General features: G+C 70.3%; 17 protein-coding genes. 9 read left to right on the top strand and 8 right to left on the bottom strand.

Annotated elements, in window-relative coordinates; translation table 11 throughout:
* Position 1 precedes the first annotated feature (1 nt).
* The 3 genes from ACWCPW_RS11365 to ACWCPW_RS11355 all read right to left on the bottom strand — a co-directional run bounded on the left by ACWCPW_RS11365 (position 2) and on the right by ACWCPW_RS11355 (position 3,528).
* A complete protein-coding gene (locus ACWCPW_RS11365) occupies positions 2-1,177 on the bottom strand; it encodes an MFS transporter (RefSeq protein ID WP_449761346.1) in 1,176 nt (391 codons plus the stop codon).
* Between the two features lie 472 nt (positions 1,178-1,649).
* Positions 1,650-2,135 carry an NUDIX domain-containing protein gene (locus tag ACWCPW_RS11360; protein ID WP_402230428.1) on the bottom strand — a complete coding sequence of 162 codons (486 nt, stop codon included), beginning with the start codon at positions 2,133-2,135 and terminating at the stop codon, positions 1,650-1,652.
* A gap of 37 nt (positions 2,136-2,172) precedes the next feature.
* Positions 2,173-3,528 carry a tetratricopeptide repeat protein gene (locus ACWCPW_RS11355; RefSeq protein WP_449761307.1) on the bottom strand — a complete coding sequence of 452 codons (1,356 nt, stop codon included), beginning with the start codon at positions 3,526-3,528 and terminating at the stop codon, positions 2,173-2,175.
* Between the two features lie 155 nt (positions 3,529-3,683).
* Between ACWCPW_RS11355 and ACWCPW_RS11350 the strand changes: the two genes are divergently transcribed.
* The 6 genes from ACWCPW_RS11350 to ACWCPW_RS11325 all read left to right on the top strand — a co-directional run bounded on the left by ACWCPW_RS11350 (position 3,684) and on the right by ACWCPW_RS11325 (position 7,011).
* Positions 3,684-3,866: a hypothetical protein gene (locus ACWCPW_RS11350; RefSeq protein ID WP_402230432.1), complete on the top strand. Its 183-nt coding sequence runs from the start codon at positions 3,684-3,686 to the stop codon at positions 3,864-3,866.
* Positions 3,867-3,887: 21 nt separating this feature from the next.
* The gene (locus ACWCPW_RS11345) at positions 3,888-4,163 is read left to right on the top strand and encodes a hypothetical protein (RefSeq protein ID WP_402230434.1); all 276 of its coding nucleotides are present in this window, start codon (positions 3,888-3,890) and stop codon (positions 4,161-4,163) included.
* A gap of 10 nt (positions 4,164-4,173) precedes the next feature.
* Entirely contained in the window at positions 4,174-4,578 is a 405-nt protein-coding gene (locus tag ACWCPW_RS11340; protein ID WP_449761306.1) for a hypothetical protein, read from the top strand.
* Between the two features lie 107 nt (positions 4,579-4,685).
* Positions 4,686-4,898 (top strand): putative ATP-grasp-modified RiPP, encoded by a 213-nt coding sequence (gene tgmA / locus ACWCPW_RS11335; protein ID WP_449761305.1) that lies wholly within the window; start codon positions 4,686-4,688, stop codon positions 4,896-4,898.
* Positions 4,895-5,872: an ATP-grasp ribosomal peptide maturase gene (gene tgmB, locus ACWCPW_RS11330; protein ID WP_449761304.1), complete on the top strand. Its 978-nt coding sequence runs from the start codon at positions 4,895-4,897 to the stop codon at positions 5,870-5,872. The genes tgmA and tgmB overlap by 4 nt, the downstream gene beginning before the upstream one ends.
* 197 nt (positions 5,873-6,069) lie before the next feature.
* Complete coding sequence (locus ACWCPW_RS11325; protein WP_449761303.1) at positions 6,070-7,011, top strand: methyltransferase domain-containing protein; 942 nt, start codon at positions 6,070-6,072, stop codon at positions 7,009-7,011.
* A 22-nt stretch (positions 7,012-7,033) separates the two neighbouring features.
* On the opposite strand, the gene ACWCPW_RS11320 is transcribed toward ACWCPW_RS11325, so the two are convergent.
* Positions 7,034-8,122 carry an NYN domain-containing protein gene (locus ACWCPW_RS11320; RefSeq protein ID WP_449761302.1) on the bottom strand — a complete coding sequence of 363 codons (1,089 nt, stop codon included), beginning with the start codon at positions 8,120-8,122 and terminating at the stop codon, positions 7,034-7,036.
* A gap of 316 nt (positions 8,123-8,438) precedes the next feature.
* Here ACWCPW_RS11320 and ACWCPW_RS11315 point away from each other — a divergent pair, with 316 nt between their 5' ends.
* Entirely contained in the window at positions 8,439-8,603 is a 165-nt protein-coding gene (locus ACWCPW_RS11315; RefSeq protein ID WP_449761301.1) for a hypothetical protein, read from the top strand.
* A 72-nt stretch (positions 8,604-8,675) separates the two neighbouring features.
* Here the strand turns inward: ACWCPW_RS11315 and ACWCPW_RS11310 are convergent, their stop codons facing one another.
* The 4 genes from ACWCPW_RS11310 to ACWCPW_RS11295 all read right to left on the bottom strand — a co-directional run bounded on the left by ACWCPW_RS11310 (position 8,676) and on the right by ACWCPW_RS11295 (position 12,212).
* On the bottom strand, positions 8,676-9,302 hold the full coding sequence (locus ACWCPW_RS11310) for an MBL fold metallo-hydrolase (protein ID WP_449761300.1): 627 nt from the start codon (positions 9,300-9,302) through the stop codon (positions 8,676-8,678).
* Positions 9,299-10,384 carry an S-(hydroxymethyl)mycothiol dehydrogenase gene (locus ACWCPW_RS11305; protein WP_449761299.1) on the bottom strand — a complete coding sequence of 362 codons (1,086 nt, stop codon included), beginning with the start codon at positions 10,382-10,384 and terminating at the stop codon, positions 9,299-9,301. Before ACWCPW_RS11305 ends, ACWCPW_RS11310 begins: the two co-directional genes overlap by 4 nt.
* A 178-nt stretch (positions 10,385-10,562) precedes the next feature.
* On the bottom strand, positions 10,563-11,411 hold the full coding sequence (locus ACWCPW_RS11300; RefSeq protein WP_449761298.1) for a PHP domain-containing protein: 849 nt from the start codon (positions 11,409-11,411) through the stop codon (positions 10,563-10,565).
* Positions 11,412-11,576: 165 nt separating this feature from the next.
* Positions 11,577-12,212, bottom strand: a complete 636-nt coding sequence (locus tag ACWCPW_RS11295) for a DUF6758 family protein (RefSeq protein ID WP_449761297.1) — start codon at positions 12,210-12,212, stop codon at positions 11,577-11,579.
* Positions 12,213-12,401: 189 nt separating this feature from the next.
* Between ACWCPW_RS11295 and ACWCPW_RS11290 the strand changes: the two genes are divergently transcribed.
* On the top strand, positions 12,402-12,803 hold the full coding sequence (locus tag ACWCPW_RS11290; RefSeq protein ID WP_449761296.1) for an NUDIX hydrolase: 402 nt from the start codon (positions 12,402-12,404) through the stop codon (positions 12,801-12,803).
* Positions 12,800-13,714 carry a ribokinase gene (locus ACWCPW_RS11285; RefSeq protein ID WP_449761295.1) on the top strand — a complete coding sequence of 305 codons (915 nt, stop codon included), beginning with the start codon at positions 12,800-12,802 and terminating at the stop codon, positions 13,712-13,714. The genes ACWCPW_RS11290 and ACWCPW_RS11285 overlap by 4 nt, the downstream gene beginning before the upstream one ends.
* Positions 13,715-13,785: the final 71 nt, after the last annotated feature.

The raw sequence follows: 13,785 nt of genomic DNA, 5'->3' as shown, positions 1-13,785 counted from the left end.
GTCAGGCGGCTGCCGGGACCGGCTGCGCTGTGCGCACCGCCGCGGTGTCGTGGTGGTCGACCGCGGCCAGTGTGCGGCGCGCGCCGAACAGCACCGCGGCGGCGACCATGCAGGTCGCGCCGGCGACCAGGAACGGCACGTGCACGTTGAAGTGTTCCTCCAGCTTCGGCGCCAGGAACGGCGCGGCCGCGGCGGCGAACCAGCGGACGAAGTTGTACCCCGCGCTCGCCACGGGTCGCGGCGAGTCCGAGACTTCGAGCGCCAGCTCGGTGAACACGGTGTTATTGATACCGATGAAGGCCCCCGAAACGATGACACCGGTCACAATGACGGCCTTCGACCCGTACGCGAGCACGCCCAGGTCGACGGCGAACAGGAGCAGGCTCACGGCGGCCACGTTCGCGGAGCCGAACCGGGCCTGGAGTCGAGGGGCGACCAGGACCGAGCAGACGGCGAGCAGGACGCCCCAGCCGAAGAACACAGCGCCGCTGCGGTAGGGGCTCATGTTCAGCACGAACGGGGTGAACGCGAGCACGGTGAAGAAGCCGTAGTTGTAGAAGAACGCGCCTGCGGCGGTGGTCGCGAGGCCCTTGTGGCCGAGCGCCTTGAGCGGGTCGAGCAGGCCGACCTTGCGGGCGGGCCTGGGCTGTTCCTTGAGCAGGGCGACGATCAGCGCGAAGCCGATCGCCATCAGCGCGGCGGTGCCGTAGAACGGGTAGCGCCAACTGGCGTCGCCGAGCACCGCGCCCAGCAGCGGACCGCATGCCATGCCCAGGCCGAGCGCCGATTCGTAGAGCAGGATCGCGGCGGAGGAGCCACCGCTCGCGGCGCCGACGATCACGGCCAGCGAGGTGGACACGAACAGCGCGTTGCCCAGGCCCCAGCCGGCTCGGAAGCCGACCAGTTCGCCGACGGATCCGGAGGTGCCGGCGAGTCCGGCGAAGAGCACGACCAGGGCGAGGCCGAGCAGGAGCGTCCGGCGGCCGCCGATCCGGCTGGAGACGAAGCCGGTGACCAACATGGCCACGGCGGTGATCAGAAAGTAGCTGGTGAACAGCAGCGACACCTGGCTCGGCGACGCGTCCAGCCCCTTGGCGATCGAGGGCAGGATCGGATCGACCAGGCCGATCCCCATGAACGCGACCACGGCCGCGAACGCGGTGGCCCACACGGCCATCGGCTGTTTGAGGATGCGACCTTGTTCGGGGGCGTGCTCGGGGGCGTGTTCGGGGGTGTGCTCGGCCTGGGTATTGCCCCGGGTCTGCCCGCCGTCGGAAAGGGACCGCATGCGAGACCTCCGCACTCTTTGTTCGACGCGCGCTGTTGCGCGTTGCGCCGCGAGCCTGTTCTTGCTTAGTTAGCTTCGCTAATAAATGTAGCCTACATGTATATGAGTGGCAAGGGTTCTCGAATCGAGCCGGGGAGAGGGGTCGAGGGGTCAGTCGGGCGGGTCGCATGAGCCGGCGAGGTCTCCGGGGCCGGTCGCACGTCTGCTCCGCAGCCGGGGTCGGGCCGCTCGCTCCGCGCCGGGACGCCCGTCCGCTACGCGGCCGACACGGCAACCGGTCCGGCGCGGGTGCGGTGTGGGGCGGCGGCGCGTGGGGTGCGGGTCGGCCGGTCGGCTTGCGGGAGCGGGCAAGCGAACGGCTTCATGTGCCGTCCCACCCGTCGATGGCCACCTCGGGGCGCTCACCCGCGAGGTACCGCTCCAACGCGTGCAGGGTCGACGGAACGAAGTCGGCCGGCAGGTCGTCGGTGTCGACCCAGGCCACGGCCGAGTGCTTGCCCGGCTCGGCGTTGACCGCTTCGCCGTCCCACTCCTCCGCAGCGAAGACCAGCACGACGAACCCCTCCGGCGCCTCCGGGCTGTCCGCGCTGTGCGTCACATGGGCAAGACGCAACGCCTGCGGTTTGACCTCCAGGCCTGTCTCTTCACGGAGTTCGCGAACGGCCGTGTGCGTGATGGGTTCCCCGGGCGCTCCTTTGCCGCTGGGCAGACTCCACATCCCGGGCGCGAACGCCTTTTTGTTGCCCCGACGCAGGAGTACGACTCGCTTGTTCGCCCGATCATGCACGATGACCGAGACGGCGAGCATGACCATCAGATGCGGCTCACGGCGGAACTCGTCAGGCACGTGCGCCTCCTTCCTCGTGACGTCGGCGTCGAACCGATCACGTGGCGAGCAGACCCCGCGCACGTTCGTCGAGGTTGGCTGCGCCTGGAACTCGTCGCCGCTTATAGGTCGTGAGGGTACGCCGCATGGCTGCGACCGCTTCGCGATGCCTTGATGATGCGACGCCACCGAGGTGGTCCATCGCCTCGCCCCACGTGGCGACGGCCTCATCCGCTCGGACCTGTGAGGCGAGCGAGACCCCCAGATCGACGAAGGTGAGGGCGTGAATGCGGCGGAAAGCCTCTGGATCGCGCTCGGACAGGGCGGCTCGATAGTGCCGTTCCGTGTTGCGGTGATCACCCAGGTCCCTGAGGGTCCTCGCAGTTTGACTGGCTACGGTGCCCGAAGCCGGGCCGGTTGCCGTGGCGTAGGACGGAGTCGGCTCGTCTGTGCGGGCTACGGCGTCGGCCGCGTGAAGGAGCGCCCGCGCGGCCTCGGTGGGTCGGCCGGAGGCGGCACAGGCACGCGCGCGCGTTACCCACAGGACGGCCTCCATGCCCCCGCCAACGCGCCCCGATGCCCGCCGCAGTGCCTCATCCGTCAGTTCCAGGCAGTAATCGGCGTGCTCGAGATGAAGTGCTTGATGTGCCAGTACGCGCAGCATCCACGCACTGTGACCGAGCGGGTCCGCCTCATGGGCGAGCTGATAGGCAGTGAGGTAGTAGCGTTGCGCGGCTCCCTCGCTGCCAAGGTCGTGAAATTTCCAGCCCGCGAGATAGGCGAGTTCGGCAACCGCTCCGAAGGCGTCGCGCCGCACGACCTCGGAGGGGAACCGCCCGGACAACAGCGGGGCGGCGGTATCGGCAAGGTAAGCCATCACCGTGGTCAGGCCATGGCCTCCGCCATGACGTTCGTCTGCGGCACCGAGTGCAGCGGTGACGTGCCGGATGGTGGCAACCTCCTCGGCGCCGATTGTGGTGCCTGGTCGGCGGGCCCGCAGCATGCGCGACACGGCATCGTGGTCGTAGGACAGCGGCGCGCCGATCGAGCCAACCGTGAACGCCGCCACGCTGAGGAAACTGTCCCGCCGCATCCCCGCACGGCCGAGATCTGCGGCAGCCGTGATCGGATCGACCATAAGCGGGTGAGAGTCCTCGGCCTGCGCAAGTCCGATCTCGACCAGGGTGACCGTCCGCCCAATGCGTCTGGACAGCGCTTCCGCAAGGTATCGCCGAGTTCTGTTGCCCGGCTGCACACCGGATGTCCAATGCGCAATGGCTGACTTGTTGGTGTGCAGAACTTCGCCGTTCTCGGCCGCAATCGCCCGCACTGCACGCGCGAGCCGGTCGTACGTCCAGCCCGACTGGGCGATCACGTCCACGAGGGCCGTGTTCGGTGTACGTGCGTTTGCCATGGCTCCCTGAATTCTGGGCTTAAACCCGTTAAACCGCGTGCGATCCCCATCGCGGTACCGACGAAGAGTGAAATTCAGTTGACTGATTGTCACGCCGTCGACGGGCGCGGGGCAGGCCAAACGTGAGATCAGTACCTCATTGTCAGGAGAGACCCATGGGTGTGCGAGAGGGCGAGAGCCGGATGACCATGCGCGTCTACCGCCTCTACCCCGGTGGTGAACGCGAGGACATCAAGCCTCGCGAAGACTTCGAACTGGGTGACGCTTCAAGGTCGTTGCCCCAACTGCGAAACGGCGAGCAGAGCGAGTTGCCGATGCCGTGGCCGAAGCCGTACTGACGACAACCGGAGGCAAGAGCCATGTTCACGACCGACACCGCACGCTCGGCTGCCGTGACCGGCGCGGTGGACTGGACCTTGGTCCGGATCGCGCGATGGGGAGTGCGCCATTACGGCAAGTTGTTCCGCGATCCGTATCGGGGAACCGTCGGCCGCCTTCGCGAAGTCGAGGGTCTCCTGGCCGTGCTGCGGACCCGGCAGGGGCTGGAAGTCGCCTGCTCCGTGCGGCACTTGGTGGATGCCGCCGTCGGTGACGCGGCCCGCACGGTGTTGGCCCCATGCGGCGAGGGCGGGTGACGTCGTGCGCATGGAGGAGACCACCGAAGCGGACAGGATGGCCGGGCGAGTCCTGGCATATCGCTACCTCGGGGCGCTGGTGCACGAGGACGTGCGCGGGCCCACCGGGCGCGAAGGCGAACTGACGGCCGTCGACGGTCGACAGGCATGGGTGCGAACCCGAAGCGGAATCGAATTCGTCGTACCGGTGCGCCGGTTGGTGATCGACACGTTGCCCGCGCCACGTGCGGGACAACCGGTGCGCCACCGCGACACCAAGGACCCGGTCGGCATCTACCTGTGCGTCCTTCCCGGACCGGACGGCCCGAGCGCGGTCGTACAGCGTTGCGATGGCACGCCGACCCGGGTCGGCCATCCGGACGACCTGGTGCCCGACTACCCCACAGGCCGCATCACCTGGCCGCCTCTCCCCTGACTGCCGAACCGCCGTAAGTGGCCACGGACGGTAGGTACGGCGGCGCTACAAGCTCCCCGCCGGACCGCGCGCGGAGAGCATCCGACACCCATTCACCGGAGGAAAAGATGACCAGCAGGGCAGTACTGCCGACGCCGTTCGGCCTGCGTCACCTGACCGAAGTCCCCACGCGGCCGGTACCGACGATGCACTACGACCCGGAGCTTCAGATCGGCGTGACCGCCGAAGGCAACCCGTGGCACGTGTTGATGCCCGGAGACACCAAGACGGAGACCCAGCCGGATGGCAAGTCGGACGGCGACGGCACCGACCTGTGGTGAACCGTCGCGCCACCGTCGTGGTCGTCACATCGCCGGACGATGCCACCGCCGATCCGGTCGTGGTGAAACTCTCCGAACGTGGTGTCGAGGTAGTGCGCTTCGACACGGCCGAGTTTCCTGCCCGCGCCACCCTGGCCGCCTCCCTGACGGGGGGCGGCTGGGGCGGTGCCCTCCGGGTGGGCACTCGCACGATCGACCTGGCTCGCGTGAAAAGTGTCTGGTGGCGCAGGCCGGGCGAGTTCCGACTGCCGAGCGATTGGACTCCCACCGCCCGTACGTTTGCCGCCTCCGAAGCCCGAGCGGGACTGCTCGGGGTCCTCGGGTCACTGCCCGTCCGGTGGATCAACCACCCCACGGCCAACCTCGCCACGAACTACAAGCCGATGCAACTGGCCGTAGCCGCGACTCTCGGCCTCGATCCGCCGGCGACGATCGTCACCACCGACCCGACGCACGCCGCGACGTTTGCCCGGGCCCACGGTGCGGCGGGACGTGAGGTCATCTACAAGGCCCTCGGCGGGGGCGTACACACGGCGGAGACGACCTCGACGATTCCCACGACCGTGGTGGATTCGGGCAGCATGGACGCATCGATCGCGTCGACGGCGGTCCTGCTCCAAGAGCGCGTGGCCAAGGCGTACGAGGTCAGGCTCACGGTCGTGGGTGCCCGAATGTTCGCGGCGGCGATCCATGCCCACAGCGACGAGACGCGTCTGGATTTCCGAGTGGACTACGGCGCGTTGACGTACCGCTCGGTTCCCGTTCCGAAGGAGGTGGAGGCCGGTGTGTCGGCGCTGATGACGCACTTCGGTCTGTTCTTCGGCGCGTTGGACTTCGCGGTGACCCCGGACGGTCGTTGGCGGTTCTTCGAGGTCAACGCGAGTGGTCAGTACCGCTGGCTTGAACGCCGTCTTCCCGGCCTGGGCATCACTGATGCCTTGGTCGACGCTCTCGCGGAAGGGACCGAGCATTGAGAACCTGGGACGCCGCCGCCGCGACATTGGCCGCCGACGTTGCGGTCGATTCGCCGTGGCGTGACGCGGTTTCGCGCACCCCGCGTCACCTCCTCGTGCCGAACTGGTGGGAACAGGACGGCTTCGACTGGCGCCTCCATCGAGGGATGACCGACCCGGCGTCGTGGATCGGCACCGCATATCAGGACCGAACGCTTGTGACGCAGGTTGGCGAACTGCATGCCGACACGGCCGGTGACGACGTCGCGCCGCCGTCCGACCGACCTCCCACCTCGTCGACGACATTGCCTTCGCTCGTGCTCCGGATGTTCGACGTCGCGGAGATCGAAGAGGGCATGAAGGTACTCGACCTCGGAACCGGCAGCGGCTATTCGGCCGCTCTGCTCGGGCACCGTCTGGGCGACGATCGGGTGCTGTCCGTCGACGTGGACGAGTACCTGGTGAGCGCTGCCCGCCGACGGCTCGCCACTTTCGGCCGCGCGCCACGGATGACGACCATCGATGCGACCCACGCACTGCCCGAGGACGGGTTCGACCGCGCCGTGGCGATGTTCTCGACGCGGACCATTCCGTCGACATGGCTGGCGGCCGTACGGAGCGGCGGCGTCATCTCGACCACGCTCGCCGGGACCTCCCTTCACCTCCGGGTGACAGTGACCGACGCGACACATGCTCACGGTCGTGTCGTGTCACACGGTGCGCGATTCATGCCCGTGCGTAGCGGCCCCGAGGACGGATCGGCTCTGCACGGCGTCTACCTCTCTGCTCGAACCGCCGACGGTGACGAAGTGCGGGCCTTCGACGGTGACGTGCCGAACCTTCGGGACGACTGGCGATTGGCTCTGCTCCTCGAACTGCTGCAACCGGCCGTCGACCATCGGTGGATCGACCTCGACGACCGCTCGATGGTGTGGCTGTTGCACCCGTCCGGCTCATGGGCTCGTGCCGAAGTGCCCAAATCCGGCGGCCGACCGACCGTGCACTCAGCGGGCCCGCTGGATCTGTGGGGATACCTGGACCGGGCCCGGCGCCTGACCTCGGAACACGGCCCGATCGAACCGTCGGCTCTCCATCTGGAGATCGACTCGCACGACCAGCGAATCACCTGGCCCGCTGGGGGCCTGTCCTTCCCGCTGTGACGCCCACTCCGTGGCGGGCCGCTCAACCCTCCGTCAGTTCCGTGCCCGGGAGGCCGAATTCCTGGTTGAGGCGGTCCCAGAAGCCGTTGCGCAGGGCGCGGCGCAGGTCCTCGTGCGGGCGGAGCGAATATTGCAGCACGCTTTCCGCGTCCACGAGCAGGCCCCGGTCGATGGCCTGCGGCAACATCGGGCCCGGCATCAGGTCGGCCAGGTTCTCCCGGCCGCGCACCACCAGCCAGCGCTTGGCGATCTCCTGGCCGATCCGCCACGCCTGGTCGGCGGTGGGCGGGCCGCCCGGCTGGACCGCGAGCGCGCCGGCGTGCGACGGCGGCAGCATCACCGGCGTCACGCAGGTCTCGCAGAACTCGCGATGCAGCATCCGGGTGACGTCGGCCTCCCACACCAGCGGGTCGGCCTGGTTGGTGCCGTAGGCCGGCTCGACGCCCCACAGGTGCACGCGTACGCCGTAGGACTGCGCGGCCTCGACCGCCGAGACCAGGTCCTCGTCGCCGCTGATCACCACGGCGTCGTCGATCGCGTGGTTGCGCGCCAGCGATTCGAGGTCGCTGCGGATCAGCGAGTCGACGCCCTTCTGCTGGTTGTGCGCGTTGAGGTTGCCCAGTCGGACCTTGACGTCGGGCAACTCGGCGATCTGCCGCTGCTCCACGGTGTGCACCCGCTCGCGCGCGCCGTCGTACCAGTACACCCGCAGCAGTCGGCCCTCCGGGAAGACCCGGCGCGCCTCGTCGATCAGGCCGGTGATCAGCTGTTCGGCGTCCACCCGGAAGGCCCGGCGCTCGGCCGAGCCGGCCACCAGCAGGCCCATCGCCGCGTACACGTAGCCGACGTCGACGAACAGCGCGTGCGTACCGAAGTGCAGGGGCGGTGAGACGGACTGGACCAGTACGGCCGGTCGGGTGAACGGTTCCGCCAGGTCCGGCAGCGGTCCGGGTCCGCCCTCGAAGCCCGCGACCGGATGGTCTTCGAGCGGACCACCGTGCTCGGCGCCGAGGTCCCCGCCGGATTCGTGCACCACGGCGCCGAAGACGGCCGTCGCGCCCGTCCGGACGTCGTCCTCTCCCGGATCGTGCAAAGTCTCTCGTCCTCCCATGGCTGCTGCTGCCCGATCGGCGCCCGCCGATGTGTGTCAGACCGGCATTGTCCTATGCCGGTCGCCGTCGCGTCCTCGCTTGCTCGGCGCGTGATGTCGCGTCATGCGTCACGTGTAACCCGGGGAAAGACAGGAAAGGAACATTTCAGTCAAGGGAATGCTATCGGTGTGACCGCTGTTGTTCAGTGTGGTGCCGGTAGTGACCCCTGCCGGGTCTTCGTCGATCCGGATGGATCCCGGCACCCAATCCTTGTAGACGAGGCCGTAGCACCATTCGGCCCCGTGCGACTTCGGACCGGAGGGAAGGGAGACGCGTATGCGTTACCGAATCACGAACCTCAGCCGAGCCCAGGAGAAGACCGGGTCCAACCCGGTCAACTGCGCCGCCGACATCGACACCGTGCAAGCGGCTCTCAAACGAGCCGAGGCATACGGCGAGCGCCTGTACATCCGCCCCGTCAAGGTGGCGGAAGCCGGCTGATTGCGTGAACCGAGGGCGCTTCCCCGTGTGGGGGAAGCGCCCTCGCCATGTCCACGGGCTCTCGGGCCCGGCTCAGTGCCCTCGGGCCACCCAGGCGTCGTAGTCCTTCGCCTCCGCGCCGATCGTCGTCTCGTCCCCGTGCCCGGTGAGCACGCGCGTGCCCTCGGGCAGCGCGAGCAGGCGAGCCTTGATCGAGTCGAGGATCACCGGGAACGACGAGAACGAGCGCCCGGTGGCACCCGGGCCACCCTTGAACAACGTGTCGCCGGAGAAGAGCACGCTCGGCTCCGGGGCGTACAGGCACACCGCGCCCGGCGCGTGGCCGGGCGTGTGCACCACCCGCAACTCGGTACCCGCGACCGTGATCACCTCGCCGTCGGCCAACGCGGCGTCCGGCGCGCGGTCCGGGTACACCACGTCCCACAACATCCGGTCCCCCGGGTGCAGGTGGATCGGCGCACCGGTGAGTTCGGCCAACTCGGCCGCGGCGTTGATGTGGTCGTTGTGGCCGTGGGTGAGCACGATGCCGGTCACCGTGCGATCGCCGACCCGGGCCGCGATGGCCGCCGCGTCGTGCGCGGCGTCCACGACCACCACTTCGTGGTCGTCGCCGACGATCCACACGTTGTTGTCCACGTCGAAGTCCTGGCCGTCGAGCGAGAAGACGCCCGAGGTGACCACGTGGTCGATCCGGGTCACAGGACCACCACCGAACGCAGCACGTCGCCGTGGTGCATCTTCTCGAACGCGGCCTCGACGTCCTCCAGGGTGATCCGCTCGCTGACGAACGCGTCCAGGTCGAAGCGGCCCTGGCGGTACAGGTCGATCAGCGTCGGAAAGTCGCGCGAGGGCAGGCAGTCGCCGTACCAGGACGACTTGAGCGCGCCGCCGCGGCCGAACACGTCGAGCAGCGGCAGTTCGATGGTCATCTCCGGGGTGGGCACCCCCACCAGGACCACGGTGCCGGCCAGGTCGCGGGCGTAGAACGCCTGCTTGTAGGTCTCCGGGCGGCCGACCGCGTCGATCACCACGTCCGCGCCGAAGCCGCCGGTCAGTTCGCGGATCGCCTCGACCGGGTCGCCCGCCTTCGAGTTCACCGTGTGGGTGGCGCCGGCCCGGCGCGCCCACTCCAGCTTGCGGTCGTCCAGGTCGACGGCGATGATCCGCGCCGCGCCCGCGAGCCGGGCGCCGGCGATGGCCGCGTCGCCCACGCCGCCGCAGCCGATCACCGCGACCGTGTCGCCGCGCCCGACGTTGCCGGTGTTCATCGCGGCGCCCAGGCCGGCCATCACCCCGCAGCCGAGCAGGCCGGCCGCGGCCGGGTCGGCCTCGGGGTCGACCTTGGTGCACTGTCCGGCGGCCACCAGGGTGAGTTCGGCGAACGCGCCGATGCCGAGCGCGGGGCTCAGTTCGGTGCCGTCCTCCAGCGTCATCTTCTGCTTCGCGTTGTGCGTCGCGAAGCAGTACTGCGGCCGGCCGCGTCGACACGCACGGCAATCACCGCACACCGCACGCCAGTTCAGGATCACGAAGTCGCCGACGGCCACCTCGGTGACGCCCTCGCCGACCGATTCCACGACGCCCGCGGCCTCGTGGCCGAGCAGGTACGGGTACTCGTCACCGATGCCGCCCTCGCGATAGTGCAGGTCCGTGTGGCAGACGCCGCACGCCTGGACCCGCACGCGCGCCTCGCCCGGACCCGGGTCCGGCACCACGATGGTCTCGATCGAGACCGGTGCGCCCTTGCCGCGCGCGACGACGCCGCGTACCGACTTGCTCATGTCCTCCGCCTCTCCCCAACCGCTGGATGCTCCGCTTCGCACCTTATGGCTTCGCCTCGACGAAGCCCCGGACCCCGTCCGCGCACAGTTGTACGGCGATCGCGGACAGCAGGAGGCCGGAGAGGCGGGGCACCGGAACCACGTGAGGACGGGCCGACGATGGTGGCGTCGAACCGGTTCACGGGGTGATGGGTCGTGCTCCCGTTGCCAGTTCCGCGATCGCCCCGTACGAGTCGGGATCCGTAGTGTTTTCTCCGAGACGGATCGTTTTGCGAGTGCCATGGTAGTCACTCGAACCGGTGGTGATCAGCCGCAGCTCGCCCGCGAGCCCGCGCAGGTGCGCCCGCATCGCGTCGTCGTGATCCATGTGGTCCACCTCGACACCGGCCAGACCGGCATCGGCCAGCTCGGCGATCGTGGCGTCCGAGACGGTCCGGCCGCGCCCCACCGCACCGGGGTGGGCGAACACCGCGACCCCGCCCGCGCCGCCGATCAGTCGGACGGCGTCGATCGCGTGGATCTCGTACTTCTCGACGAACGCCCGCCCGCCGTCCTTGAGCCACTCGGCGGTGAACGCGCCCGACACGTCCGCGACCACGCCCGCCTCGACCAGCGCGGTGGCCACGTGCGGCCGACCCACCGCGCCGCCGCCCGCGATCTCTTCGATCCGGGCCCAGGTGATCGGCGCGCCGAGTTCGCGGCAGCGCTCGACCATCGCCTGGGCCCGGCGGACCCGGTCGGTGCGCACCAGTTCGCGGGCCCGGGCGAACTCCGGCTCGGTCGGGTCGAACAGGTAGCCCAGCATGTGCAGGCTGATCCCGCCCTCGGCCACACACGAGATCTCCGCACCCCGGACCAGGGTCAGCCCGTCCGGCAGCGCCTCGACCGCGGCCGTCCAGCCGGCGGTGGTGTCGTGGTCGGTGAGCGCGACCACGTCCAGACCGGCGGCGTGTGCCTTGACGACCAGTTCGGCGGGCGTGTCGGTGCCGTCGGATGCGGTGCTGTGGGTGTGCAGGTCGATGCGCACGCTGACCTCGTCTGCCGGGAGGGTCGATGGACGCTCCCGACCCTAACGACCCCGGCCGAGCGCCTTCATGGGCCGGCCGGTCCGGGCGGCCGTCGTCCCGCTCGCGGCGCCCGTCGCCGTCCGCTCCGCGCGCCTTCGGGTGCCGCCCTTCGCGTTGGGGAGCGGTCAGAACTCCAGCAGTTGCGGGGACAACGCGCCGCACGGCAACAACTGCAACTCGGCGCCGGCGTCGCGCAGATCGGTGAGCACCACGTCGTCGTAGACGAGATGGCCCGCCTTTCCGGGCCACAGGACCGCCCACAACCACAGGCCCATCGCCTCGCCCGCGTACACCGCGCGGTCGGCGGGTGCGTCGATCACGCACCACAGCGGGGTCGGCCGGCCGGCCGCCATCACCTTCGCGGGCGCGGACTTGACGAAGTCGCCGCCCGGGTCGTGCCCGGTCAACCCGGCGTACCGGGCGCCGAGTCCGACGCCCACCTCCTCGGCGATCAGCAGCAGTTCGCCGCGTCCGCCCAGGGGCGCGGGACCCGTACACGCCACCGCCACCGCCCGCGAGCCGTCCCGATCGTCGCCCGCGTGCGCGACGCCGGTGTACAACCAACCCACCGGCAGCGGCCACGGCAGCCAGACCGGGACCCGCGAGCGGCGCACCACCGCGTCCAGCGCCTCGACGCTGGGCGGCACGACGGGTTGCAGCGGGGGAACGGCGCCATGGATCTCGCACTCCCACGTCTGTGAGAACAGACCCGGAGCGCGGACCCGGCCGCCGCAGCGGGGGCAGCTCGGCTCGCCCTTCATAGGACTAGACGGTCCACTGCCCGGGGCCCCGCGTCAAGGACGATCACTCCTTCGGTGCGTCCACACCCCCGACCGGCGTACGGGAGCGCCTTGCGCGCCGGGGCCGCGCGCCCTCGCGCTGCCGGGCGCCGCGCGGCCTGTGGTCGATGTCCCGCTGCACGCCGGCGTCGGGGACTAGGCTCGGCAGGCATGCGGCTCATTCCCTGCGTCGGCGCGATCGTCCTCGATTCCGAAGGGCGGGTGCTCCTGGTGCAACGCGCGAAAAAGCCGGGCGAGGGACAGTGGTCGCTGCCCGGCGGGCGGGTCGAGGACGGCGAGACCGACGCGGTCGCGCTCGCCCGCGAGATGGTCGAGGAGACCGGGCTGCAGGTGACCGTCGGACCACTGGTCGGTTCGGTGCTGCGGCCCGCGCCCGGCGGCGGGACGTACGAGATCAGGGACTACGCGTGCACGCCGCACGGCGGGGCGCTGCGCGCGGGTGACGACGCGGACGCGGTGCGGTGGGTGGCCACCGGCGAGCTGAGTCGGCTCGACCTGGTCGACGGACTGCTCGACGCGCTGCGCGAGTGGAACGTGCCGGGGGTGGCGTGAGCGACGACCACGCGCGGCTGCTCGTGGTCGGGTCGATCAACGCCGACCTGGTGGTCCGGGTGCCCCGGCACGCGCGGCCGGGCGAGACGGTCCTGGGCGGCGACCTGGTCGTGCACCCGGGGGGCAAGGGCGCCAATCAGGCGGTCGCGGCGGCCCGGTTGGGCGCCGACGTCGCGTTCGCCGGGCGGGTGGGCGACGACGACCACGGTCGGATGTTGCGGGCGACGCTGCGCCGGGAGGGCGTGCGGACCGACGCGACGCGTACCGTCCCCGGCGCCTCGGGGGTGGCCTTGATCACGGTGGACGACGCGGGCGAGAACACCATCACGGTGGCGCCCGGGGCGAACGGACGATTCGGGCCGGCGGACCTGGCCGACCTGGCACCGGCGATCGAGGCCGCCGCGGTCGTCTCGCTCCAGTTGGAGATCCCGCTCGACACCGTGTGGGCGGTGATCCGCCGCTGCGAGGCGGCGGACACCCGGGTGGCGCTGAACCTGTCGCCGGTCGTTCCCCGGGACGTCCTGACGTCCGCGTCGGTGTTGCGGGCGTGCGACCCGTTGGTGCTCAACGAGCACGAGGCGCGCGCGGCGGCGGGCGGTGGCGACGCGGGCGAGGCGCTGAAGGTGTTGCGCTCGCTCGACCCGCGTCCGCGTTCGATCGTGCTCACCCTGGGCGGCGGCGGCGCACTGGTCGCGGTCGGCGACGCAGAAGCGGTACACGTGGCCGCGCCGAAGGTGGCCGCGGTCGACACCACGGGCGCGGGCGACGCGTTCACGGGCGCGCTCGCCTGGCGACTGGCGGCCGGCGACGATCCGGTCGCGGCGACCCGGTACGCGGTCCGGGTGGGCGCGGCGGCGGTCCGGAGCGCGGGCGCCCAGTCGTCGTATCCGACGGCGGACGAACTGCCGTAGCGCGCGGGCCACGAAGGCCACCGGGACGCGGTAGCCGCCTCGGGACGCGAAGCCCGCCTCGGGACGCGACA

The organism is Embleya sp. NPDC001921, from assembly GCF_053594475.1.
This window is presented reverse-complemented; position numbering and strand designations above follow the sequence as displayed.